This window comes from Allorhizobium sp. nf9_anc (assembly GCF_056323085.1).
Genome location: NZ_CM150481.1, coordinates 2,350,568 through 2,374,053, shown reverse-complemented (window position 1 = coordinate 2,374,053; position 23,486 = coordinate 2,350,568). Strand labels below are relative to the sequence as shown.

The window sequence follows — 23,486 nt, the reverse complement described above, 5'->3', positions numbered from 1 at the left end:
ATCACACAATAGTGCAGTCGATCGATGAGCAGAAACGCCTTTTGATGAACTGGCCATCAGGGGATTTGATGGATGTTAGGTGGCGATCCGCGGCCGTCTGCCATCAAAGCCCCTCATCCGCCCTTCGGGCACCTTCTCCCCGCAGGCGGGGAGAAGGCCACTCCGCAAGCGTCGCGCTCCCCCTCTCCCCGCCTGCGGGGAGAGGGTAGGGTGAGGGGCAAAAGCCGCAACCACCGTTCTAAGCCGTAAGTCCCAGCAACCTCACCGCTGCTTGATCGGCCAACCCTCGCGGCTGCCGAGCACCGTCACCGCATCCCCGACCCGCACCAGCCCCTCGCCAAGCGGTACCGCATTCCACCCGAACAGCACCCCCGGCACGCGCCGGTCTGCGGACATCCGGAGCCGCCCCATGGCCGGCATGGGATTGGCGCCCTCGCGCGATCCGGTCTGCTGGTCTTGGCTTGTCATGATGCAGCGCGGGCAGGGTTTGACGAAATCGAAGTGGATGCCGCCAATCTCCAGCCCCGTCCAGGCGTCCTCGGCCCAGGGCTCGTCGCAGTCGAGCACGATGTTGGGCCGGAAGCGATCCATACCAACTTCACCTTCGCCATGCCGCGCCATGTCTTCGTTCAGGGCGCGCAAGGATCCCGTGGTCGTCACCAGGATCTGGTAACCGTCCGCAAAGCCCATGGGCGAATTCTCGCCCGCCCATTCCGCGTTCGCGTTGCGGCGGCTGTCGCCATCGATGAAGACGAGTTTGACGGGTCGTCCAAACCAGTCCGAGAGCTTGTCGTTGATGCTGTCATGGGCGACGGCGGCGCTGACGATCGAGCGCCAGATCGCGACATCCATGCGATTGTCCGGCTGCGGTGGCGCGACCATCATCTCGCGCCCGTCATCCAGCCGCAGTGTGAGATAAGCCGCTGCCGGAAGGGCGGTGAGGCGGGCAAGATCCGGCAATTCCCGCTGGGTGATGAAGTGGCCGGAGGGATCGACCAGCATCATCCGCCGGTCACCGCCAAGGCCCATCGCATCGATCCGCGCCTGGGGAAGGGCAATTCCGCGGGCGCTCTTGAATGGATAGATGAAGAGGTCAGTGATCTGCATGCCGCACCTTCAGATTTCGTCGCGAAAAAGGGAGAGGAAAAGGCTGAGCCGCTCGTGCCGTTCTTTTGCGAGCTTGGCACCCGTCTCGGTCTGGAAACCGTCGGAAAGTTTGAGCAGCTTGGCCGGGAAATGATCGATGGCATAAGACCGGTCGTCGAGCGGACGATTCTCCGCATCTGGATCACCCGGGTGATAGAGCCCGGAGCCCATGCGGCCGGCGATATAGAAGCAGCGCGCCACACCGACCATGCCGATCGCATCCAGCCGGTCGGCATCCTGCAGCATCTTCGCTTCCAGCGTTTCCGGCGGGATATTGGCGGAAAAGCTGTGGGTCAGGATCGCATGCGCGACCGCTGCGATCTTCGCCTCAGACCAGCCGAGCCCGGCAAGAATGCCGCTGGCCTTTTCTGCCGCAAGCCGCGAGGCCTGGGACCGGAGCGGCGAGCTCTTCTCGACGGCGACGCAGTCATGCAGCAGCACGGCCGCCGCGAGGATTTGAGGATCGCCCCCTTCGCCGGCCTGGATCTTCAGCGCATTCTTGAAGACGCGGTGGATATGGGCGAGGTCATGCGAGCCATCATCTCCCTCGGTTGCGTGCTCGAGGAGATCGGCGGCAAGCGCCTCGTGGGGGGCAAAATCGGCGGCGGTTAGAAGGGCGGTCAAGTGTCAGTCCCCGTTTCGGCTGGGCGCATCTAGCCTTGCGAGCGCCCACTGTTCAACCGCCCTTGATCAGATCCCCGTCGGCGCCTCGTCCTCGTCCACGGCTGGTGGTCTGGCGGACCTGCCGCTCAGGATCTTCTGGTAGAAGAGCCCGATGCCGATCAGAACGAAGCCGAGGCCGATGAAGGAGAGCGCCCTGAGCACGCCTTCGAGATTGGCCATGTCGATCAGGAAGACCTTGGCGACGGTCAGCATCACGATGACCGCCGACGCGATGCGCAGGCTTCTGGCATCGAAGCGCGAGCCGAGCACGAGCAGCCCGACGCCGATCGCAAGCCAGGCGACCGAGTAGCTGTAGGTTTCCGCCTGCTCGAAACCCTTCCAATAGGCAATGAACTCGCCCTGCCAGAAGCGCCGGACAGAAAGCGTCACCCAGGCGAAGCCGAGCACCGCACCGGTAAGTGCCAGCAGCACGACATAGGGCAGGGGCCGCTTGTCACGGGCATAAAAGGCGAGGCCCGCATAGGCGAGGCCGGGCAGCAGATAGCCGATCAAGAGCAGGTTGATCAGCGGCCAGCTGCCGGTGTTCTCGCCGGTGAAATAGGGGTTAAGCGCGCCGAGATGCAGGCTGACCGTCTGGGCGATGGCGATCCCGCCTGCCACCATCGAGCCATAGCGGAAGACGGGGCTCGGCGATTTGAGATCAAGCGTCATCAGGATGCCGGAGAGCCCGACGACCAGCAGCGTGTAGATCGACTGCTCCCCGAGTGTCGGCGTCGACGAATCAAGCACGCCGCCATTCATCGCGTGGCGCACCAGGATGGCGATGGCGAGAAGGCCGAGAAGGCTGGCCAGCCCCTGCAGCGCATTTTGAACCCGGCGGCCGGGCCAGTTGCGCATTTCATAGGCGGAGAGAAGCGCCAGCAGCGCCGGGATGCCGTAGCCGGGCAGCAGCTGGTTGAGGATGGGTGTGCGCGACAAGGCATCCGGACCGACCAGCGTCGGATCCCAGGCGATGCGGAAGAGCACGCCGGCAAGCCCGATGACCATCATCCAAGGCAATCCACTCCAGCGCCGCTTTCGCGTCGCCATCAGATAGGCAAAGCCGAGAAGCGCCAGCAGGATGGTGGTCACCAGGCCGTCTGTTAGGGTGTGTAAGGCGAGCGCGAAGGCGGCGAAACTGCCTGTCAGAAGGATATCGATGCCACGCCGGAAGACGGGGAAGGCGCCTCTGCGGAAGAGGAATTCACAAGCCCCGAGCAGCACCGCACCAAGGCCAATGGCGAAGAGCCCATGCAGCCAATCCCGCGCGTAGATGCCGTAGAAAATGAAGCTGATCGCGGCTAGCAGGACAGGTAGAGCCGCCGCAATCACCGCCCAGACCGTCGAGAACAACGGATCCTCGGCAAAGCGACGGCGGATCTGGGCAAGGCCGATGAACAGGAAAACCGCGGCGAGACCGAGCAGCACATACATCGTGGTCACATCAAGTGCCGGCAGGCTGGTCTTGACCAGATCCCAGCCAAGTAACATGGCCTGCGCCTGACCCACCATGCCAGTTTCGACCACGCCCGCGAGCAAGGCTCCTGCTGCGGCAATGACTGTCGGCCAGAAAGCGCCGTGACGAGCGCTGCCCGCTGCAGCAAGCGCGGCGATCAGCGCGGCAAAGCCGAAGAGCGGGAAGACATCCGTGATGTCCCGTTCGAGCATCATGATCGCCGGCAGAAGAACCGCGAGCGACAATGTGATGTCGAGACCGACGGTACCTGACGACATCCGCCGCCCGAGTGCTTCGAACGACAGCGGCGTGTCCGGCTCCGCCGGATCCTTGCCTGCGGTGCCGGGCCAGATCTGCATCCAGGCCGCGATCATGGCGATCAGCGACAGCGCAATCGGCGTGATTTCAGATGTGTCGATCAGCGCTACCAGCGCCCAGATCCCCAGCAGGGCCTGAGCGATCGATGGCACGATCAGCCAGCCCTTGAAGCGCGATGCGACGGATGTCGCGACCTGCGCGACGGTCAGGTAGATGAACAGCGTCCAGAGGTTTGGCGCCGTGGTCGAGATGAGGAGCGGCGTCAGCATCGAGCCCGCAAGCCCAAGCCCCGCCAGCGCCTGGCCGTGCATGAGCGAAAGGCCGAGCACGCCGAAGGCGGTGAGCGCCAGCAGGATGAAAGCTAGCGTAGGGCCGAAAAATTCATAGATCCCATGAGCCGCATAGATCGCGCCGAACAGGGAGACCGCGCCGGCTGCCGTTAGAATGCCAGGGACCATGGCATTGGCATACAGAGCCTCTGCCTTTGGCAAGGCCTTGCGGCGGATGAGTTCGCCCACGGCGATGAGGGCGAGACCGAAAAGAGCGGCAAGTGTGAGCCGTACGCCGGGGCCGAGCAGTCCGCTTTCGATCGAGTAGCGCACGAGGAAGACGCCACCGAGCGCGAGCGCCAGGCCGCCGGCCCAGACCGCCCAGCGTGCGCCGAGCAGGTTTTCGAGGCTTTCGGCTGGTGCCGGTGCCGGTGCGGATGCCGCAGTCTGCGCGCGTGCAGCCGCAGGCAGAGGCTCGAACTCCGGTTCGTCCTCGACCAAGGCAGGTTGCGGCTGGCCCCGCGGCGGCATCGCTTCCAGCGGCGGCTCTTCGCCATCAAGGCTGTCTTCGATCTCTGCGGCGCTCGTCGCAGTTTCGGGCGCAGGAGCCCGCGTCGAAATCGCGGCAACGCCCGGTTCGATGTCAGCTCCGCCCAACCGCAGCAACCGCTCGCGGACTTCGCCGAGTTCCTTTTCCAGCCGGTCGATCCGCTTGGTGGATCCTCGGTTGATGATGAAGAGAACGCCGACCAGAATCAGCGGCAACAATTCGAACATGCTTCCTCGCAGCTTGCGAAACGAGGTCACAAACTAACGGTTTTCTCGGGAAGGAAAAGCGTTGCGCGTCACGCAGTGTTCCAACGGGCCGGTAGCTGGTTGCCAAGGCGGCAACAGGAGGACCACCGTGCGTGCGGCAGCGACCTCTTGCAATCGCGGGCGAAACTTCTTAAATCCGGACTACCGGCGATCGCCGGTTTTCTTTGGCGCTTATTATGCTCGATTTGAGCATAATTAATGGAGGAGATGGCCATGGAAGCGCAGCACCTGCCGCAAACCCGCCCCGCGATCCGCACCGCAGCCGAGCGTTTCGGCGTCTGGGAACGCCCTGATCTGACCTATACGCCCGCTGTCGCCAAGGAGACCGAGCACCTCTACGCGCGTGTCCGCGATTTCATCCCGGCGATCGAATGGCCGGTCTTTGCGCCTTACATCCATGCCATTAACCGGCTGAAGAAAGAGCGCGGCGCCGTCATTCTGGCACACAACTACCAGACGCCGGAGATCTTCCACTGCGTCGCCGACATTAAGGGCGATTCGCTGCAGCTCGCCCGCGACGCTGTCAGCGTCGATGCCGAGATCATCGTCCAGTGCGGCGTGCATTTCATGGCCGAGACCTCGAAGTTGCTCAATCCGCAAAAGACGGTGCTGATCCCCGACGGCCGCGCCGGCTGCTCGCTGTCAGAATCGATCACCGGCGCCGACGTTCGCCTGCTGCGCGAGCGCTATCCCGGCGTGCCCGTCGTCACCTATGTGAATACCTCCGCCGATGTGAAGGCCGAGACCGATATCTGCTGCACCTCGGCAAACGCCGTCGACGTGGTGAACAGCTTCGACAGCGATACTGTGCTCTGCATCCCCGACGAATATCTGGCAATGAACGTCGCCAACCAGACGACGAAGAAGATCCTCACCTGGAAGGGTCATTGCGAGGTGCATGAGCGCTTCACGGCCGACGAACTCCTGGAATACAAGCGCGCCGATCCGCGCATCGAGATCGTCGCCCATCCGGAATGCCATCCGAGCGTGCTTGCGGTCTCCGACTTTGCCGGCTCGACCAAGGGCATGATCGACTACGTCAAGACCAGGCGCCCGGCCCGCGTTCTGCTGGTCACCGAATGCTCGATGGCCTCCAATATTCAGGTCGAAGTGCCCGAGGTTGACTTCGTTAAACCCTGTAACCTCTGTCCGCACATGAAGCGCATCACCCTTCCGAAGATCCTCGACAGCCTGCTCTTCATGACCGAGGAAGTGACGGTTGATCCCACGATTGCCGGCCGCGCACGGCTGGCCGTCGAGCGGATGATCAATCTGAAGAACTGAAATACCGGCCGGCCGGGGAGGGCTGAATGCCAACCAATCTTGAATCCATGCGGCCGCAATCCTGGCAGGGCATCGACGATATCGTCATCGTCGGTGGCGGCCTGGCCGGCCTCTTCTGCGCGCTGAAGCTGGCACCACGCCCCGTCACGGTGCTGGCCGCCGCCCCGATCGGGCAGGGCGCGTCTTCGGCCTGGGCCCAAGGCGGCATTGCCGCCGCCATGAGCCCCGGTGACAGCTTCGACAAGCATCTGGCCGACACGGTTGTTGCCGGTGCCGGACTGGTCGAGGAGAAGATGGCGCGGCTGATGATCTCGGAAGGGCCAGACCGCGTGCATGACCTGCTCGGCTATGGCGTGCCCTTCGACCGCGATCTCGAAGGGCATCTTCTGCTGTCGCGCGAGGCCGCCCATTCCGAGCGGCGCATCGTGCGTGTGGCGGGTGATAGGGCCGGCGGCGCGATCATGGAGGCGCTGATCTCTGCTGTCCGCCGCACGCCGTCGATCCGAGTGATGGAAGGTTATGTCGTCGAGGAACTGATCGCCGAGGGCCGCTTCGTCTCCGGTGTCATTGCAAGGCCCGATGCCGGCCAGTCGAAGACCCGCGTCGCCTTTCCCGCCCGCGCTGTCGTGCTCTGCTCAGGAGGCGTTGGCCATCTCTACCAGGTGACGACCAATCCGACCGAGGCGCGCGGGACCGGTGTCGGCATGGCCGCCAAGGCCGGTGCCATGATTGCAGATCCGGAATTCGTCCAGTTCCATCCGACGGCCATCGATATCGGCCAGGACCCGGCGCCACTCGCGACCGAGGCCCTGCGCGGCGACGGTGCCGTGCTCGTCAACCGTGCCGGCCATCGCTTCATGACCGACCTGCATGCAGACGCCGAACTTGCCCCCCGTGACATCGTCGCGCGCGGTGTCTTCGCCGAAGTGTCAGCCGGTCGCGGCGCATTCCTTGATTGCACCAAGGCGATCGGCAAGGCTTTCGCCAAGCGTTTTCCGACCGTCTACGCCTCCTGCATCGCGGCGGGTATCGATCCCGCGACACAAGCCATCCCGGTCGTGCCGGCGGTGCACTACCACATGGGCGGCGTGCTCGTGGATGCCGATGGCCGCACCTCGCTCGACGGCCTCTGGGCCGCCGGCGAAGTGACGTCCAGCGGCGTGCATGGCGCAAACCGTCTGGCTTCCAACTCGCTTCTCGAAGCCGTGGTTTTCGCCGGTCGCATCGCCGATTCGATCAAGGGCATGCTGCCGGAATCGGCACTCTATGAATGGGCGAAGACGGCGGGCGAAAACGACGATCTGGTGACGATCGAGGACAGTCCTGAACTCTCGACGCTCAGGGGATTGATGAGCGCCCATGCCGGCGTCATCCGCGACGAGGCGGGCGTAAAGCTTCTCATCCGCGAACTGGTCGGGCTGGAGCGCAAGCGTCCCCGCGTGCGCTTCTCCAACATCGTCGCGACCGCCAAGCTGATTGCCGTCGGCGCCTATCTGCGCACGGAAAGTCGCGGCGCACACATGCGCGCCGATCACCCGGCCCCGCAGGAAGCGCTACGCCACCGCACCTATCTGACGCTCAAGGATGCAAACCGCATCGCCGCCGAACTGGCCGGCTGAGGAGGAAACGCCGATGACCACGAGCCTTCGCCCGCAAATCTCCCCGCTGATGATCGAGGATCTCGTCCGCAATGCCTTGCTGGAAGATCTCGGCCGCGCGGGCGACATCACCACCTATGCCACGATCGGCCCGGAAAAGACGGCGGCCGCTGCGCTGAACAGCCGTGAACAGGGCGTGGTGGCCGGTCTGCCGCTTGCCGAAGCAGCCTTCCGCCTGATCGATGCCTCCGTTCGATTTGAGGCCCTGGTTGCGGATGGCGATACGTTGGTGCCCGGGCAGGCCATCGCCCGCGTGTCCGGCAATGCCCGCTCGGTTCTGTCGGCAGAGCGGGTGGCCCTGAACTTCCTGATGCATCTCTCGGGCGTCGCCAGCTACACCGCCCGTTTCGCCACCGAGATCGCTCACACGAAGGCGCGCGTCACCTGCACCCGCAAGACGCTTCCGGGCCTGAGGGCGGTCGAGAAATACGCCGTGCGGCTCGGCAGCGGCTCCAATCATCGCTTCGGCCTCGATGACGCGATCCTCATCAAGGACAACCACATCGCAGTATCAGGCGGTGTTGCCTTTGCGATCGATATGGCGCGGGCCTATGCCGGCCATCTCGTGAAGATCGAGGTGGAGGTCGACGGCCTCGACCAGATGCGCGAGGCGCTCACCGCCCGCCCTGATGTCATCCTGCTCGACAATATGGGACCGGATCTGCTGCGCGAAGCGGTGACGATCAACCGGGAGCATCACGGCTTGACCGTCGAAGCCTATCCGTCGGATGTGCGCCGCACCGTCCTGGAAGCTTCAGGCAACGTCAACATCCAGACGATCCGCGCGATTGCCGAAACGGGCGTCGATTACATCTCGACCTCGAAGATCACGATGGCCGCGCCGACGCTCGATATCGGCCTGGATATCGTGGTCTCGTAAATCCACGACAAACTTTGCGTGTATTTTTGCGCTGCAGCAGGTGCCGCATTCCTGTGTGTTCTAAAAAAGCCATATAGGACAACATCTTGCTGATATATCAGCAAATGCTTCGCTAGTTCTCACCTGTGATTCCTCGTTTTTGACCCTTGGAACAGAATCTCCTAGCGCTCGATCATGCATGCAAATTGTATTGCAGGCGGGGATGCAGACGAAACGACGTTTGTAACGTGTGGGGCTAGTATGACGACGACAATCCTGAGGCCTGATAGCGCTGTCGGCGCCGCGACATTCCGAAACAATGCTTCGGAGGAGATGTCTTCTACTACGGTTGAACTGCGTGCCGCCGACCTGCCGAAATCTATGCAGGAGCAACAGGCAAGTTCCGGCATGACCGAAGACGATACCGTCTGCGTGCTCGAAGTTTTGGCCGAGATGCAGCGCATCATCGACAGACATCTCGAAAATACGGAAAAACTGCAGGGCGAGACCTGATCCCCCTGCAGGCTTGGAAACCGTGACCCTGAGCCCTGGTCGTGGCGGCGGCCTTTGCTCAGGCCTCCTTCGACCGAGCGTCGACGAAGCGCTCCGGCAGGGCGACCATTTGCGGCGTGCCGTGATAGGTCACCTGCGGGAACGGGATGGAAATTCCGTTCTCGTCGAAGGACTTCTTCACCTTCTTGATCATCTCGCGTGAGGTCGGCCAGAAGTTCGAGGCCGCCGTCCAGTACCAGAGGGTGATCACAACCGCGCTGTCCCCAAGCTGATCGACATGGGTGGAGATGGCGGGGTCTTTCAGGACACGCGAGTCGGCCTCCGCATGGTCGCGCATGATCTTCTCGGCCAGATCGATGTCGTCCTCGTAGCCGATCCCCACCTTCAGCTCGAAACGACGTGTCGGCAGCCGGCTGAAATTGGTGATCGGCACGTTCCACAGCGTCGAGTTGGGTGCCAGCCGATAGAGGCCGTCAGGTGTCTTGAGCTCGGTGGCAAAAAGCCCGATCTCGACGATTGTCCCTGAGATATTGCCGGTATCGATATACTCGCCAACCCGGAACGGCCGCAGCACCAGAAGCATGATGCCGGCGGCAATGTTCTGCAGCGTGCCCTGGAGCGCCAGACCGATGGCAAGGCCCGCAGCACCCAGCGCCGCGATGATCGAGGCGGTCTGGACACCGAACTGGCCGAGCACGGTGACGAACACCAGAATGAGCGCACCGTAGCGCACGACCGTCGAGAAAAAGCGGGAGAGGGTCTCGTCTATGCCGCGAATCTGGCTGAGCCCGGCATGGGTCCAGCGGCTGAGCAGGGCTGCCAGCCACCAGCCGATGAAGAGAAGAAGCAAAGCCCCGACGATCGAGAAGGAATACTGAACGGCGAGCTGGCTTGCCTGTGCCAATGCCGCCTGTGTCGCGAGGATTGCCTCATTCGCTTCGAACTCCATGCCGTCATGCTCCTTGGCCGTTGATGTCAAGGGCTAGATGGGGCAGGGCGCCGCGAGGTCAACCGCTGGTGCGGCCGCCGACCTTGAGACCGGGAGCCGGGCGTTCTTCGAGAACCTGACGGCGGAAGCGGAAGAGGGCGGCGGGACGCCCACCCGTCGCGGGTTCGGTCGAGCCAGTGGGTTCCACGAGTTCGGCACCCTCGACAAGACGGCGAAAATTCTGCTTGTGCACATGCCGGCCGGCGATCGCCTCGACCGTGCCTTGCAGGTCGGTCAGCGTGAATTCCGGCGGCATCAGCTCGAAGATGACAGGGCGATACTTGATCTTGCTGCGCAGCCGCGCAAGTGCGGTGGCCGCGATCCGCCGGTGGTCGTGTCGCATCGGGCGGCCGAGCGCCACTGTCGTCCGGCATCGTTCGATGCGCCCATCCTGGACGGCCTCTTCGACAAGCCCGGCTTCATAGAGAAGCTCGTAGCGCTCCAGCACGCGCTCTTCGTCGAAGGGGAAGTCGTCGAGCCCGAAGGCGAGTTTCAGCCGCGAGCGGCGCGATGTCGATGCGGGTATTGGCGCCTCGTCCGCCCAGACGCTGAGCGCCGGCAGGATCGCACCGTCGAGAAGCGCCGGCCGCCCCTGGCGCCAGTCCTCCCAGGGCAGATAGCCATACCAGTCGCGCCAGCGGGCACGGGATAGCTCCAGCCGGGCATCGCGATCGCTGTCGAGCCTTGTCAGCGCGAGATAGCCGACCGAGACGACATGCGGACCCTGGTCGCCGGGCATCTTGTGGCGACCGCGGTCGCCGAAGGTATAGAGCTGTTCGATATAGCCGAGTTCCAGCGCTGTCTGGGTCTCGACAGTGTGCCGGAGCGACATTTCCATGGTCCGGTGCCGGTTCGGATCGAAGGGGCCGAAGGGCAGGGCATCGAGCGCGTCGGCATCATCATCCACAACGAGCAGGCGGGGCGTGCGGGCGCTGATCGCGACGATCGCGGCATTGAGGCCGATCTCGATCTCCGCCGGTGACGTCATGGACTGGCCGGCTCCCGCAAGGGCAGCGGCAGGGTGAAGGGGGTGTTGCCGTCCGCATCCGCACCGCGTCCCAGCGCCTTGACAGCCTTCGTGAACCGTCCGCCGCGCTGAAGCATCTCGTCACCGATCTCGACCAGTCGCATGTTCGGCGTGGCGAAGGGCGAAGCGTCTCGCAGCCGCCTTGCCAACGCGTCATCGTCGTCGTCGGGTGCTACCGCAAGGCTCGCGATCATCGCCGCCGCCGGCGAGCGTGAGACCCCCATCCAGCAATGCACGACGAGCGGCGAGGCCTGGTCCCAGGCCTTGGCGAATTCGATGATCTCGGCGACATGCTTCTCCTGCGGCGCAATCAGATCGCCGGTGCCCGCAAAGCTGATGTCATTCATGGCAAGCTTGAGGTGCCGCTCCGCCTGGATGACGGCCGGGCGGTGAAAATCCTGGTTGGCGGCAAGCAGGCTGATCATCTCGCGCGCCTTGTGGCGGACGGCCATTTCAGCAATGCGGGCGAGCGGCGAGACGACGATCAGGCTCATGCCGGTGCCCAGGTCGTCGATTGCCTGTCAGCTTCGATCTCTTCGAATCGCTCGAGGAACTTTGCCTGCGCCTGATAGGCGGGCAACGGCTCGATCAGGATCGTGTCGCGGGTAAAGCCCTTTGGCTGGCCGAAGAATTTCCGCGCCTCGGCCTCCGCAAAGCCGGCAAGAACCGTCGCCTCGAAATAGGCAGCAATCATGTCGGCCTTCTTGATCAGATCTTTCAGTCCCGCCTTCGGATGGGCGGGCAGCCCGAAGCGCAGATGGATCGCCGCCTCAAGCCGCTTTTCCACCACCTTGTAGCCGCCACCGACCACGGCCTTGAACGGCGAGATCATGTCGCCGATCACATATTCCGGCGCGTCATGCAGCAGAGCCACCATCAGATCGTCCGTCGTCGCCTTGGGATTGCAGCGGCGAAAGATGTCCTCGACGATCAGGCTGTGCTGGGCGACCGAAAAGGCATGATCGCCGGAGGTCTGCCCGTTCCAGCGGGCGACCCGGGCAAGGCCGTGGGCGATGTCGGTGATCTCGACATCGAGCGGCGAGGGATCGAGCAGATCGAGCCGGCGGCCGGAGAGCATGCGCTGCCAGGCACGGGCGGAGAGAGAGGCGGCCGATCCCATGTCAGGCGTCCTCGGCCGCAGCCGGGAATGTAAGCCCGCTCCAGCTCGGGAGGGTAACCGTCACGGGCACGTTGCCGGCCAGGATAGGCTCGCCCGCTGTCATCGCTTCGCCGGCCTTGTCGATCCTGACGATCGCAAGCGCCCTTTCGCCGGCAACGGTGCCGAGGGCGCCGATCGACTTGCCGCCGATGGTGATCTCGGTGCCGGTGGCGGGGAGAGAAGCTTCAGCTGATAGGATGACCACGCGTCGACGGGCGGTCGAACGGTGCTGCATGCGCGATACGACTTCCTGGCCGACATAGCAGCCCTTGCGGAAGGAGACGCCGCCCGACTTGTCGAACAGAACGTCATGCGGAAAGGCATCCTGCAGCGCGTAGTCGGCGCCCGATTCGGGCACGCCGTGGAGGATGCGCAGCGCGTCGTATCCTTCGCGGTCGGAAGGATCGCCTGCGCGACCGGCTTGGCGTCGAAGCTCGGTACCAGCCAGCGCGAATCGGTAATCGGCGACGCCATCAGCCGCTTCACCCCAGGTGACCGTCGCGCCTGTCTCAGGCAAGGCCTCAATCGTCACCGGCGAGCGCAGCTTGTACATCGTCATGCGCCGAATGAAGGCGTCCCTCTGATCGGCGGGGATATCGATCAGGAAACCGTCCCCATTCCGTGAAATCAGGAAGTCGAAGAGGATTTTGCCCTGCGGCGTCAGCAATGCGCCCGGACGCAGCTCGTTTTCCGCAAGCGCGCCAAGATCCGTGGTGATGAGGTTCTGCAGAAAGTGCTCGGCATCCGCACCCGCAATTTTGACAAAGGCGCGATCGGGCAGGAAGGCTGAAGGCATGGGGATCACCGGGCTGTTGCTTTGCCGAGAGAGTTAGGCGCTGCCAGTCTAGACGACAAGCAGTCCGCATCACAGCCCACAGTTTCAACACGCGTTCAGTCGCCGACGGTCAGGAACTTCCAGCGACCGTCGGGTGTGATGCCGACACGGAAGAAATTGTAGTTGCCGTATTCCTGCATTTCCGCCACGTCGCCGGCGGTGACGATGCGCAGCAGCTCTACTTTTTCCTTCGGCGTGAGCAGGCCGAGCGACTTGCCGGTGAAATAGGGCCAGACATAGGCCTCCTCCGGCGTGCCCTTGTCGAGCTGGACGAAACCGGTCGAGAAGATGTCGAGCAGGATAGCGAGGATTTCCACGCCCTCACTGTCGCCGGAAATAGCCTTGAGCGCCTCGATCGGATCCTGTTCGGGATCCTGCAGCGGAACGGCGGTCTGATCGGGGCCGGGGTTCATCAGCGGCTTGAGCTTGGAAATATCGCCTGTCGTCGCCGCATCGATGATCAACTGGCGCATGCGCCGCACCGGCTCCGGGGCCTTTTCGATATCGTAGATGACTTCCGCCGGCGGTGTCGTCGGCTCGACACTCTCCGGCTCTTGCGGTTCGTCGCGCTTGATCAGCGGATCCGGATCGGGAATGACCGGGATCGAATCCTCGATCACATCCTGCTCCTCGTTCGGCAAGGGCTCGGCAGTGTCAGATGGGGTATCGGCTGAAGGGGGTGTGATGTCCTTGATGTCGGACAGCGCATGGGCGGGCAGGGCCGCGAATGCGCAGGCGAGCATGAGCGTCAGCGCGCTCGTCAAGCGAAAGAGCCTGACCCGCGGCGAGATCATCATTCTGTCCCTCGATTGCTGTTACTGAAGCTGCCGCTCGGGCGAGAATTCGCCGGCGAGCAGCCGGGTCTTGAGCGCGTCGAGGATAGCCTCGGCGCCGTGTTCGCCGTGGATACGGATCGTCTCGCGCATGGCCAGTGCGAACGCTGCGTCCGCAATGATCTCGGGCTCGATTCCATCGGCCATGCCGTCAGCCCAGGCTTCGTTCTGGTATTCCAGCGCAGCCTGCATCTTTTCGTGCACGATCATGTCGTCGATTTCGTTGCGGCGCGGTTCCATGGCATTCCTCGAAGCACTTACTCAGTCCTTAACGACCCTATCAGCCTTTTGCCAAAACGACACGGGGGCCCACCAAAAGAGGTGAATTAATCGTTAATTTCCGAAGCGCGCGGTAATTTCTGTGGCAAGTGTTGCGCCTTCGTTACGGTAATTCTGCTCTGCACGAACTGCAGCCGGTGTGCAAGAGGTATAGACAGACGCAAACGAGCGGTAGCCGCGGTTGTAGGCGGCGGTCAGTCGCGCCCGCCGCTTCGGCTCGGTCCTCGTTTCCGCGTCGAGAAGATCCTGCAGCGATTGGCGCCATTCCGGTTCGCCATCCGCCTCGCAGAGATTGCGCAGATAGTGGACCGCGCCAATGATTTCCGAAAGCCGGGCGAGGCGGTCGTCATAAGGTGTCGGCTTCTCCGTGTCCGCAGGGGGCGGAACAGCAACCACGGTGCCATCCTGAGCAACGGCTTCTCCGGCGAAAGCGGCAAAGAGCACGAGCAGGCAGGCGCGGATCAGTGTGGTCGGACGGCTCATGCGGCACCTCGGGCGCTGAGGCTGGGCGCCAGACGCAGCACGCAGGCGCGCACGCTTTCAGGCGTCGGAAGATCGAGGATTTCCTCCGGCAGGAACCACTTCGCCTCCAGCGCATCGCTTTGAGCCTCGACGGGTTCAGCATCATCGGCATCCACCTGGAAAACGGACAGCATATAGTGACTGCCGCTGACCCCGGCTTCGGGCAGCAGTTCCACGGTCTCGAACAGCCGCGGATTGCGTCCGGTGAGCCCGGTCTCTTCCAGGAGTTCCCTGAGTGCCGTCTCCGCGGGCGTTTCGCCAGGCTCGGCCCGACCGCCGGGAAAGGCATAGAGGTCGGCAGCCGGCGGATTGCCGCGGCGCACGAGAAGATAGCGCCCGGCTCGTTCGACGATGGCAGAAGAGGCGAGGCGGGGCATGCTCATGAAAAGACGAACTCCGGTCGAAGACGGCACCGCTTCGGCGAAGCAGCGTGCGGCGATTATCGCGGGCTTTGGGGTCCCCTGCAAGCAGGGCGTCACCTTGACCCATGGCAGGCGGACTGCCATCTACGAGTGATGTGTGGACGTTTTGCCCTGACAGCCAGCCCGGAAGAAGTGCGCGAGATCCTCGGCGTGATGGAGCTTGAGGGCTTTCCGCCGCGCTACAACATCGCGCCGACGCAGCCCATTCTGGTTGCGGTCGCAGCACCGCCACTGGATCCAGGGTCCAATCGTCCGGACCGCGTGGCGGTTCTCGTGCGCTGGGGGCTTATCCCGTCCTGGGTCAAGGACCCCAAGGAGTTCACGCTGCTGCTCAACGCGCGCTCCGAGACGGCCATCGAGAAGGCCTCGTTCCGGGCCGCCATGCGCCACCGCCGGGTCCTGGTGCCAGCCTCCGGCTTCTACGAGTGGCACAGGCCCTCGAAGGAGAGCGGCGAGCCGTTGCAGGCCTACTGGATCCGCCCGAAGAAGGGCGGCATCGTCTGCTTTGGCGGCCTGATGGAAACCTACATGTCGAAGGACGGATCGGAGCTCGACACAGGCTGCATACTGACCGTCGGGGCCAATCGCACGATCGGCGAGATTCATGACCGGATGCCGGTGGTGATCGAGCCGCAGAATTTCGCCCGCTGGCTCGATTGCCGCAATGGCGAGCCGCGCGACATCGTCGATCTCATGCGCCCGGCAGATGAGGATTACTTCGAGGCGATCCCGGTCTCGGACCTTGTCAACAAGGTCGCCAATGTCGGCGCCGAGCTCCAGACGCCTGTGATCCCGGCACCCAAAAAGCAAAAGCCCGCCGCGGACAAATCCGACGACGGGCAGATGAACTTGTTCTAGAGCGAGACCTCGCTCAGGCGACCTTCGGTGCCGGCTTGCGCTTGAGCATCAGGGCTGCGGCCAGCACAGCCTTCAGGCCGAGCGGACGGTAATTCAAGGCCAGATTCTCGTTTGCCGGCTTCTGCTGCTCGGCGTCGTTCTGCGTCGTCATCGTCATGTTCCTCGGGAGTGTTTCCTGACCGGTGTTTTTTGTTCGCGGCTCTCTCTGCGGAGATCATGACAAAAGCGTGACCGAGGCTGTGACACAAATCAAATTTGAAGAAAAAGAGTAGATAAGGAGAGTCCCGCACAAGTTTTCAGGCTTGGCGGGGCTCAAATTGTGCAGTTTTGAACAAAAAACGGGGTCAAACGCCCCGGTCTATCTCCGAAAGTCCCTTTTCCGCTGATTCTTCGCCGATCGTCAGCGTGCCGTAGCGGCGATGCCAGTTTCGGGCACCGAAGGGCAGGGAGCAGAGATAGAGAAGCACGGTCACAACTAGCACTTCCCAGGTAAAGCTCATCAACAGCGCGACATAAAGCACGACGCCAAGAATCATCGGCAGCACCAGATCGCGGCGGATGTGGCTCGTCTCGGATTTGCCCGACCAGACCGGCAGGCGGCTGACTAGCAGATAGGCGATGATGATCGTGTAGGCCGTGCTCGCATAGGCAAAGGCACCGACCGGTGCCACGCCGAGGAAGCCGAGATAAACCGGAAGCAGCACGAGAGCTGCACCCGCAGGCGCCGGCACGCCGACGAAGAACTCCGACTGCCAGGGCGCCTTGGTCTCGCGCTCGTCCATGACGTTGAAACGGGCGAGACGAAGACCTGCGGCAATCGCGTAGATCAGCGCAGCGATCCAGCCCAGCGACCGGGCCTGGTCGAGCACGAAGACGTAGAGGACGAGGGCAGGGGCGACGCCGAAATTGATGATATCGGCGAGCGAATCCATCTGCGCGCCGAATTTCGAGGTCGCCTTCATCATGCGGGCCACACGCCCGTCGATGCCATCGAGGAAGGCGGCGGCCAGCACCATCGCCACCGCAAGCTCGTAGCGGTTCTCGAAGGCGAGGCGTACCCCGGTCAGGCCAGCGCAGATGGCGAGAACGGTAATGAGGTTCGGAACGATCAGCCGAAGCGGGATTTCACGAAGCCGCGGCCCGCGCGCACCGGAATCGGTGCCGGATGCGGGGCGGGTCTCTGTGATCGGGTTCGGTTCTTCCATCGGAGCTGTCCTTAGCTGCGGCGGCTGATCGTCGGCCCCTTGGGCGAGCCAAATTCCGCCAGCACGGTTTCACCCGCAATGGCGGTCTGTCCCAGCGAGACGCGCGGCTCGAAACCGGCCGGCAAGAAAACGTCGAGGCGCGAACCGAAGCGGATCAGGCCGAAACGCTCACCAGCATCCAGCGGGTCGTTCGGATTGGACCAGCAGATGATCCGGCGTGCGACGAGGCCCGCAATCTGGACGACGCCGATCTGGCCATGCTTGCTTTCGATGACCAAGCCGTTGCGCTCGTTGTCGATGCTGGCCTTGTCGAGTTCCGCATTGAGGAACTGACCTTCCTTGTAGACGATGGTCGTGATCCGGCCGCGCACAGGCGCGCGGTTCACATGGCAGTTGAAGACGTTCATGAAGACGGTGATGCGCAGCATCGGCTCGCGACCGAGATTGAGCTCTTCCGGCGGCACCGACATCTGCACAGAGGATACGCGTCCATCAGCCGGGCTGATGACCAGGTCGTCGTCCTGCGGTGTGACGCGCTCGGGGTCGCGGAAGAAGTAAGCGCACCACAGGGTCAGAACCATGCCGGCCCAGAACAGCGGATCCCAGATCCAGCCGAGCACCAGCGATGCGACGAAGAAGGCCGCGACGAAGGGATAGCCTTCCTTGTGCACGGGCACGATCGTCTTGCGGATGGTTTCGAACAGGTCCATTTGGGTCCTCAGTCTCTGAATTGTGTCGCCCGTGACTACTCTGAAAGCCGCACTTGGGCAATGCCGACGGTCAAATCAAGCCGGCGTAAACCAGTTGTGACAATCCACCGCTGGCCCAAAAAAAGAATGCCTTGTTCGTTTCCTGGCGAGATTTTGTAAATAACTGCACCCTAAAAAAGGGGAGATGAAAAAATGGGGGATCCGGATTGTGGCACCGTTAAGGGCTGCTCCGGGCAAGGACTGACTGTTGCAGCTCGCCAGGAAAATTGAAACGGTTTCGGACACTGCGCCGCAGGTCGCGATCGCCTGGTATTCCGAGGACGGCCTGCCGCCACCTGCGGCGATTGGCTCTCTCGGACCTGCATGTTTGCGCAATCTGGATCAGCTCCAGGCTTCCTCCGTTTGTTTTTTGGATGCAACGACAAGGGTCGCCCTCGACGTCATGCATCGGCTGCGGACGGAGTTTCAGGATAACCTCTACGTTGTCGCCGTGACGGGCCCGGCGAGCACCGAATTCCAGACCAATCTGTTCGAGGCTGGCGCCGACGACTTGCTACTGGAGGACGGCCCGCATCACCTGCTGCGCTCTCTGCTCCGTGCCAGACGGCATCTGAAGCTGGTGGAAGCCCGGGAGCGGACGCGTGAGGCTCTGCAAGACCATATCGATGCCTGGCAGGCCGGCCTCGACCATTTGCCCACACCGATCTACCTGAAGGACGTCGGTGGTCGCTATCTCGGTTGCAACACCGCCTTCAGCCAGTTCGTCGGCACACATCGGGACCAGGTGATCGGGCAGACACTGGCCAATTTCCTGCCCAAGGATGTTGCAGAGGCCCACCGCGAGTCGGATCTGGAAGTCATGCGGCAGGGCGGCGTGCTCAGGGTGGAAACTGATGTCTGCCTGCCGGAAACCGGCATGCGCCACATCATGCTGCACAAGGCCTGCGTCGCCGCTCCTGACGGAGGCTTGCGCGGTATCGCGGGTGTGCTGATCGACATCACCGAGCGCAAGGAACTGGAGGCGCGCCTGACCGCTGCCGCCGAGCGCGATCCGCTGACCAATGCTTATAACCGCCGCAAGTTCTTCCAGGCGGCCGCCTCCGCCATCGAGCAGGCCTCGAATAACCTGTCCAGCACCTTCGCTGTCGCCGTGATCGACATCGACCACTTCAAGTCGATCAATGATGCGCTCGGCCATGGCGAGGGCGATCTGACGCTGTGCTCGATCGTCGATACCCTGCGGGCGCATGAGAGCGATGGCGTGCTGATTGCTCGCGCCGGCGGTGAAGAATTCTTCGCCTTTTTCTCGGAAGAGTATGCCGCACGCGCAGCCGAAATCCTCGATCGCATGCGGGCCGATATCGCCCGATACTGCCAGATTTCGACGGAGGTCGGGACTGCAGGGACGATCAGCATCGGTCTTGCCGATTTCAAACCGGCGCAGGAAACGATTGACCACGCCCTGCGCCGCGCGGACCTCGCGCTCTATCGGGCGAAGCGCGACGGGCGCAACCGGCTCTGCAAAGCCGATTAAGCGCCGGCCGGGCTGTCCGTCAGCTTAGATGGCCGGAGGACGACGCACCACGACACCGAGTTCGTCACTCTCGCGGACCTGCCGCAGCTTTTCTTCGGCCTGGGTCGCTTCGCGCTGACGATTCCACATCGAGGCATAGAGACCATTTTGCTCCAGCAGGTCCGCATGGCTGCCGCGCTCCGCAATTTCCCCGCCCTTCAGAACGATGATTTCGTCGGCAGCAACGACCGTCGACAGCCGGTGAGCGATGACCAGCGTCGTGCGGTTCTTGGATACAATGTCGAGCGCCGACTGGATTTCGTGCTCGGTGGTGGTGTCGAGCGCCGAAGTCGCTTCGTCGAGGATGAGGATCGGCGGTGCCTTCAGCACGGTACGCGCAATCGCGACACGCTGCTTCTCGCCGCCTGAGAGCTTCAGGCCGCGTTCACCGACCTTGGTCTCGAAGCCATCGGGCAGATCCTTGATGAAGTTCGAGATTTGCGCGATTTCGGCCGCCTGGACGATGTCGTCTTCGGCAGCGCCCGGCCGGCCATAGCGGATGTTGTAGGCGATCGTGTCGTTGAACAGCACGGTATCCTGCGGGACCATGCCAATGGCCGCGCGCAGCGATTTCTGCGTGATGTCCCGGACGTCCTGACCATCGATGGTGATCGACCCCTGCTGCACATCATAGAAGCGGTAGAGCAGGCGGGAAATGGTGGACTTGCCGGCACCCGACGGTCCGACCACAGCGACCGTCTTGCCCGCCGGGACTTCGAAGGAAACGCCCTTCAGGATCGGACGCTCCGGGTCGTAGTGGAAATGCACATCCTTGAAGGCAATGGCGCCCTGCGCAATAACCAGCGGCTTGGCATCGGGGCTGTCCACCACTTCGGCCTGGACCTCAAGGAGATCGAACATCTGTTCGATATCGGTCAGGCCCTGGCGGATTTCGCGATAGACGAAGCCGATGAAGTTGAGCGGGATGGAGAGCTGCATCAGCATGGCATTGACGAAGACGAAATCGCCGATCGTCTGCTCGCCGCGCTGCACGGCAAGCGCCGACATCACCATGATGATCGCAGTGCCGATGCCGAAGATCAGGCCCTGGCCAAAGTTCAGCCAGCCGAGCGAGGTCCAGACCTGCGTCGCCGACTTCTCGTATTTCGCCATGGAAGCATCGAAGCGCTTCGCTTCCATCTCCTCATTGCCGAAATACTTGACCGTCTCGAAGTTCAAAAGCGAGTCGATCGCCTTGGTATTGGCGTCCGTATCGCTGTCGTTCATCGCGCGGCGGATGCCGATGCGCCAGTCGGAAGCGCGGATGGTGAACCAGATATAGGCCCAGACCGTGAAGGCCGTGACGCCAAGGTAGGAGAAGCCGTAGGTCCACCAGAAGATCGCGGCCGTCAGGATGAATTCGATCAGCGTCGGAATAGAGTTGAGGATCGTGAAGCGCACGATCGTCTCGATGCCCTTGGTGCCGCGCTCGATGATGCGCGACAGGCCGCCGGTCTTGCGCTCCAGGTGGAAGCGCAGCGACAGCTGGTGCATGTGCACGAAGGTCTTGTAGGCGAGCTGGCGCACCGCATGCTGGCCAACGCTGGCGAACAGCGCGTCGCGCAGCTGGTTGAGGCCGACCTGCAGGATGCGGGTGAGATTGTAGAAGATGACGAGCGCGACGGCGCCGAGCAGGAAGGTCGGCAGAAGACCTGCCATGTCGATCCGGCCATCCAGCGCATCGGTCGCCCATTTGAAGAAATAGGGGACGAGGATCAGGACAAACTTCGAGATGATCAGGAAGACGGTGGCCCAGACCACACGCATCTTTAGATCGAAGCGATCGGCCGGCCACATATAGGGCCAGAGGTTGACCAGGGTCTGCATCGGGTTGCCGTCGTCGGCCGATACCGTCTTCTTCTTCGCCTCAGCCATCCCCGGACCCTCTCGCTTGCATGCAGATCAAAAAGCGGCGATCCCTTGGGAGGACCGCCGCTCTTACTCAATTAGGTTTTCGCTTGCGCGAATACAATGACGGATCTGTGAAAGCTCAGTTCACAGCCTCACCGCGGAGACGTTTGCGGTGGATTTCCTCCGCATTCGGCAGCGCATCGCGCGGGACGGTGAAGATCTGGCCGGGTTCGATCATGTCCGGATTGTTGATCTCGTTCTCGTTGGCGAGATAGATCGTCGTGTAGCGCACGCCCTGGCCATAGACGCGGCGCGAGATCTGCCAGAGCGTGTCGCCCCGACGGATGATCACGCTGCTGTCGCTCTGGGCAAGCGGCGCCTGCTGGATCGTCTTCGGCTCGGACGAGGCCGCGGCTGCCGATTGTGCCGGGGCCGCTGCATCTGCAGCCGGTGCCGCCGTCACGGCCGGTGTCGGCTCGTTCAACAGATCACGGATCAGGGCGACGAGCTTCGGCAAGACAGCGCCCAGCGCGTCCACATCACCGGCGGCAATCGGCTGGAGCAGTGCCAAGGCTTCCCGCGCCTTTGCAGCATGGGCATCGACCGCCGCGATGAAGGCCGGATCGGCGTTCGGGCCGGCTCGGAAGGCGGCAATCGACTGCAGCCCGATTTCCGTTGCCGAACGGGCCGCAGCTGCCTGCTCCAGTGCCGGCTTCTGACCGTTTGCGAAGAGGTTTTCGAGGATCGTCATCGCCTTGGTGAGCGAGATGCGCAGCCGCTCGAACTCTGCCTGTTCAGGGCTTGCCGCGGCAGCTGCTGCAGCCGGTGCCGTCTGGGCGACGACAGAGACCTGCTCGCCTGCAGGACGCTCGAAGGGCACCGAGGCGCGCACGACGACCTTGCCGGTCGCATCCAGCAGTTCGACTTCGATGATGTGGTTTCCGACTTCGAGCTTCATCTCGCCCTCGATGACGAAATTGCCGCTCGTGTCGCTGACGGCCTCACCGATCACGGCCTTGTCGGCAAAGCCGCGCACGGTGGCACCGGCCGGTGCCTTTCCGGCCACGAAGATGCGGTCGCCCTCGATCTCGACGGCGGTAACCTGAACCTCTGTGGCGCCCGGAAGCGACGCCGGGGTCTCGGTCGTCGGCTGGTTGGCAGGGGCAGCCGCAGTCTCCGCGCTGCCGGGCATGACGGGTGCAGAGGTCGCAAGTTCGCTCGCCGCAGCCGGAAGTTCCGGCAGGGTGACGCCGCCAGCCGTCGCGGGCGTGGTTGCTGCCGCAGTCTGTGCAGGCGCCGTAGTGGACGCATTGTCAGAGCCGGGAAGCGTGATCATGCGGCTCGCTTCGCCCGGCTTCGACACCATGGCGAGCAGCTCGCCCTTGCCACCTTCCGGCACGGAAATCGTTGCGACTTCTTCCGAGGTCACGACATTACCATCGGGGGCCGTGGCGCGGATCTGCAGCGAGTGGTCGCCAGGTGCCAGCGGTTGATCGAGCACGGCTGCAAAATCGCCCGTGCCGTCGACGGTCTGCGAGGAAATGACCTCGTTGCCATTGAGGATTTCAACCTTGGCGCCGGGGATTGCATTGCCGGCAATGACGGTCGAACCATCCGGCTCGACGCGCAGGATGTCGAAACGCGGCGCAGCATCAGCAGGAGCCTCCGCCACCGGTGCCGGAGCGACCGGCTTGCCGAGAAGCGCGTCCTTGATCGACGCGACCATGTTGGCTGCCTGGGCAGGGTCGGCAGGCAGTTTCTGCACGAGCGCCAGCGCTAGCGCGGCATCAGCCTGAACCGCCTTGATGCCATCCATTACGGCCGTATCCAGCCCCTCTGGAATATCGATGGTCGAAAGAGCCTCGAGTGCGCCCTGGGCCAGCGTCTTGGCTGCCGAATAGGCCTCGATGCCTGGCGTGCGGCCATCGGCAAACAGCGCCGAGATGCCGTCGACGGCCTTCACCGCCTCGCTCTTCAGGCGATCCATCTTCTCTGCTGCCGTTGCGGCGACATCGGCGGCTGCGGTCTCGGCAGTGGCCTGGACCTGGTCGGCTGCGGACTTCGCAGCATCGGCGGCCGCGTTCACCGTCGGCAGATCGGCCGTCGGCGTGTTGAGCCGCGGCATGATGACGAACACCATCAGCAGGCTGACGATGGCAAGGACCAGCAGGACCACCCAGAGGGCACGGTTCTTCATTTCTCAAGTCTCCCGGCGGAACAGCCGCCATTCCCTTGGAATTGC

The 23,486-nt window shown here is 63.1% G+C and carries 24 protein-coding genes; 7 read left to right on the top strand and 17 right to left on the bottom strand.

Annotated elements, in window-relative coordinates; all coding sequences use genetic code 11:
* Positions 1-261 precede the first annotated feature (261 nt).
* From AC02Y0_RS11480 to AC02Y0_RS11470, 3 genes are all read right to left on the bottom strand, one after another.
* Positions 262-1,107, bottom strand: coding sequence for an MOSC domain-containing protein (locus AC02Y0_RS11480; RefSeq protein ID WP_476379018.1), 846 nt, complete (start codon positions 1,105-1,107; stop codon positions 262-264).
* A gap of 9 nt (positions 1,108-1,116) precedes the next feature.
* A complete protein-coding gene (locus AC02Y0_RS11475) occupies positions 1,117-1,770 on the bottom strand; it encodes an HD domain-containing protein (RefSeq protein WP_476379016.1) in 654 nt (217 codons plus the stop codon).
* Positions 1,771-1,836: 66 nt separating this feature from the next.
* Entirely contained in the window at positions 1,837-4,629 is a 2,793-nt protein-coding gene (locus AC02Y0_RS11470; RefSeq protein WP_476379014.1) for a DUF2339 domain-containing protein, read from the bottom strand.
* A 252-nt stretch (positions 4,630-4,881) separates the two neighbouring features.
* Here AC02Y0_RS11470 and nadA point away from each other — a divergent pair, with 252 nt between their 5' ends.
* The 4 genes from nadA (at position 4,882) to AC02Y0_RS11450 (ending at position 8,982) form a co-directional block, all read left to right on the top strand.
* A complete protein-coding gene (nadA, locus tag AC02Y0_RS11465; RefSeq protein WP_476379012.1) occupies positions 4,882-5,952 on the top strand; it encodes a quinolinate synthase NadA in 1,071 nt (356 codons plus the stop codon).
* A gap of 26 nt (positions 5,953-5,978) precedes the next feature.
* Positions 5,979-7,571 (top strand): L-aspartate oxidase, encoded by a 1,593-nt coding sequence (locus tag AC02Y0_RS11460; RefSeq protein WP_476379011.1) that lies wholly within the window; start codon positions 5,979-5,981, stop codon positions 7,569-7,571.
* A gap of 13 nt (positions 7,572-7,584) precedes the next feature.
* A complete protein-coding gene (gene nadC / locus AC02Y0_RS11455) occupies positions 7,585-8,490 on the top strand; it encodes a carboxylating nicotinate-nucleotide diphosphorylase (RefSeq protein WP_476379009.1) in 906 nt (301 codons plus the stop codon).
* A 240-nt stretch (positions 8,491-8,730) separates the two neighbouring features.
* Positions 8,731-8,982, top strand: coding sequence for a hypothetical protein (locus tag AC02Y0_RS11450; RefSeq protein WP_476379007.1), 252 nt, complete (start codon positions 8,731-8,733; stop codon positions 8,980-8,982).
* A 58-nt stretch (positions 8,983-9,040) separates the two neighbouring features.
* Here the strand turns inward: AC02Y0_RS11450 and AC02Y0_RS11445 are convergent, their stop codons facing one another.
* The 9 genes from AC02Y0_RS11445 to AC02Y0_RS11405 form a co-directional block, all read right to left on the bottom strand.
* Positions 9,041-9,931, bottom strand: coding sequence for a mechanosensitive ion channel family protein (locus AC02Y0_RS11445; RefSeq protein WP_476379005.1), 891 nt, complete (start codon positions 9,929-9,931; stop codon positions 9,041-9,043).
* A 58-nt stretch (positions 9,932-9,989) separates the two neighbouring features.
* Complete coding sequence (locus AC02Y0_RS11440) at positions 9,990-10,958, bottom strand: NUDIX hydrolase (protein ID WP_476379003.1); 969 nt, start codon at positions 10,956-10,958, stop codon at positions 9,990-9,992.
* Entirely contained in the window at positions 10,955-11,491 is a 537-nt protein-coding gene (locus AC02Y0_RS11435; RefSeq protein ID WP_476379001.1) for a tyrosine phosphatase family protein, read from the bottom strand. Before AC02Y0_RS11435 ends, AC02Y0_RS11440 begins: the two co-directional genes overlap by 4 nt.
* Positions 11,488-12,117: an HD domain-containing protein gene (locus AC02Y0_RS11430; protein ID WP_476378999.1), complete on the bottom strand. Its 630-nt coding sequence runs from the start codon at positions 12,115-12,117 to the stop codon at positions 11,488-11,490. Before AC02Y0_RS11430 ends, AC02Y0_RS11435 begins: the two co-directional genes overlap by 4 nt.
* Position 12,118: 1 nt before the next feature.
* Complete coding sequence (ygfZ, locus tag AC02Y0_RS11425; protein ID WP_476378997.1) at positions 12,119-12,952, bottom strand: CAF17-like 4Fe-4S cluster assembly/insertion protein YgfZ; 834 nt, start codon at positions 12,950-12,952, stop codon at positions 12,119-12,121.
* A gap of 95 nt (positions 12,953-13,047) precedes the next feature.
* Complete coding sequence (locus tag AC02Y0_RS11420; RefSeq protein ID WP_476378995.1) at positions 13,048-13,788, bottom strand: hypothetical protein; 741 nt, start codon at positions 13,786-13,788, stop codon at positions 13,048-13,050.
* 18 nt (positions 13,789-13,806) lie between these two features.
* Positions 13,807-14,064, bottom strand: a complete 258-nt coding sequence (locus AC02Y0_RS11415) for a hypothetical protein (protein ID WP_102021450.1) — start codon at positions 14,062-14,064, stop codon at positions 13,807-13,809.
* A 93-nt stretch (positions 14,065-14,157) separates the two neighbouring features.
* On the bottom strand, positions 14,158-14,586 hold the full coding sequence (locus AC02Y0_RS11410; RefSeq protein WP_476378993.1) for a TIGR02301 family protein: 429 nt from the start codon (positions 14,584-14,586) through the stop codon (positions 14,158-14,160).
* On the bottom strand, positions 14,583-15,008 hold the full coding sequence (locus AC02Y0_RS11405; RefSeq protein ID WP_476378992.1) for an NUDIX hydrolase: 426 nt from the start codon (positions 15,006-15,008) through the stop codon (positions 14,583-14,585). Before AC02Y0_RS11405 ends, AC02Y0_RS11410 begins: the two co-directional genes overlap by 4 nt.
* Here AC02Y0_RS11405 and AC02Y0_RS11400 point away from each other — a divergent pair.
* A complete protein-coding gene (locus AC02Y0_RS11400; RefSeq protein ID WP_476378991.1) occupies positions 15,007-15,141 on the top strand; it encodes a hypothetical protein in 135 nt (44 codons plus the stop codon). The two genes, AC02Y0_RS11405 and AC02Y0_RS11400, sit on opposite strands and share 2 nt — an antisense overlap.
* Positions 15,141-15,905 carry an SOS response-associated peptidase gene (locus AC02Y0_RS11395; protein WP_102021448.1) on the top strand — a complete coding sequence of 255 codons (765 nt, stop codon included), beginning with the start codon at positions 15,141-15,143 and terminating at the stop codon, positions 15,903-15,905. The genes AC02Y0_RS11400 and AC02Y0_RS11395 overlap by 1 nt, the downstream gene beginning before the upstream one ends.
* 13 nt (positions 15,906-15,918) lie before the next feature.
* On the opposite strand, the gene AC02Y0_RS11390 is transcribed toward AC02Y0_RS11395, so the two are convergent.
* The 3 genes from AC02Y0_RS11390 to AC02Y0_RS11380 form a co-directional block, all read right to left on the bottom strand.
* Complete coding sequence (locus AC02Y0_RS11390) at positions 15,919-16,056, bottom strand: hypothetical protein (RefSeq protein ID WP_166601271.1); 138 nt, start codon at positions 16,054-16,056, stop codon at positions 15,919-15,921.
* A 193-nt stretch (positions 16,057-16,249) separates the two neighbouring features.
* The gene (locus tag AC02Y0_RS11385) at positions 16,250-17,110 is read right to left on the bottom strand and encodes a CDP-alcohol phosphatidyltransferase family protein (RefSeq protein WP_476378988.1); all 861 of its coding nucleotides are present in this window, start codon (positions 17,108-17,110) and stop codon (positions 16,250-16,252) included.
* A gap of 11 nt (positions 17,111-17,121) precedes the next feature.
* Positions 17,122-17,820, bottom strand: a complete 699-nt coding sequence (locus AC02Y0_RS11380) for a phosphatidylserine decarboxylase (RefSeq protein ID WP_476378986.1) — start codon at positions 17,818-17,820, stop codon at positions 17,122-17,124.
* 442 nt (positions 17,821-18,262) lie between these two features.
* Here AC02Y0_RS11380 and AC02Y0_RS11375 point away from each other — a divergent pair, with 442 nt between their 5' ends.
* Complete coding sequence (locus AC02Y0_RS11375; RefSeq protein ID WP_476378984.1) at positions 18,263-19,354, top strand: sensor domain-containing diguanylate cyclase; 1,092 nt, start codon at positions 18,263-18,265, stop codon at positions 19,352-19,354.
* A gap of 24 nt (positions 19,355-19,378) precedes the next feature.
* Here the strand turns inward: AC02Y0_RS11375 and AC02Y0_RS11370 are convergent, their stop codons facing one another.
* Both AC02Y0_RS11370 and AC02Y0_RS11365 read right to left on the bottom strand, forming a co-directional pair.
* Positions 19,379-21,268 carry an ABCB family ABC transporter ATP-binding protein/permease gene (locus tag AC02Y0_RS11370; protein ID WP_476378982.1) on the bottom strand — a complete coding sequence of 630 codons (1,890 nt, stop codon included), beginning with the start codon at positions 21,266-21,268 and terminating at the stop codon, positions 19,379-19,381.
* 115 nt (positions 21,269-21,383) lie between these two features.
* Positions 21,384-23,441, bottom strand: coding sequence for a LysM peptidoglycan-binding domain-containing protein (locus AC02Y0_RS11365; RefSeq protein WP_476378980.1), 2,058 nt, complete (start codon positions 23,439-23,441; stop codon positions 21,384-21,386).
* Positions 23,442-23,486: the final 45 nt, after the last annotated feature.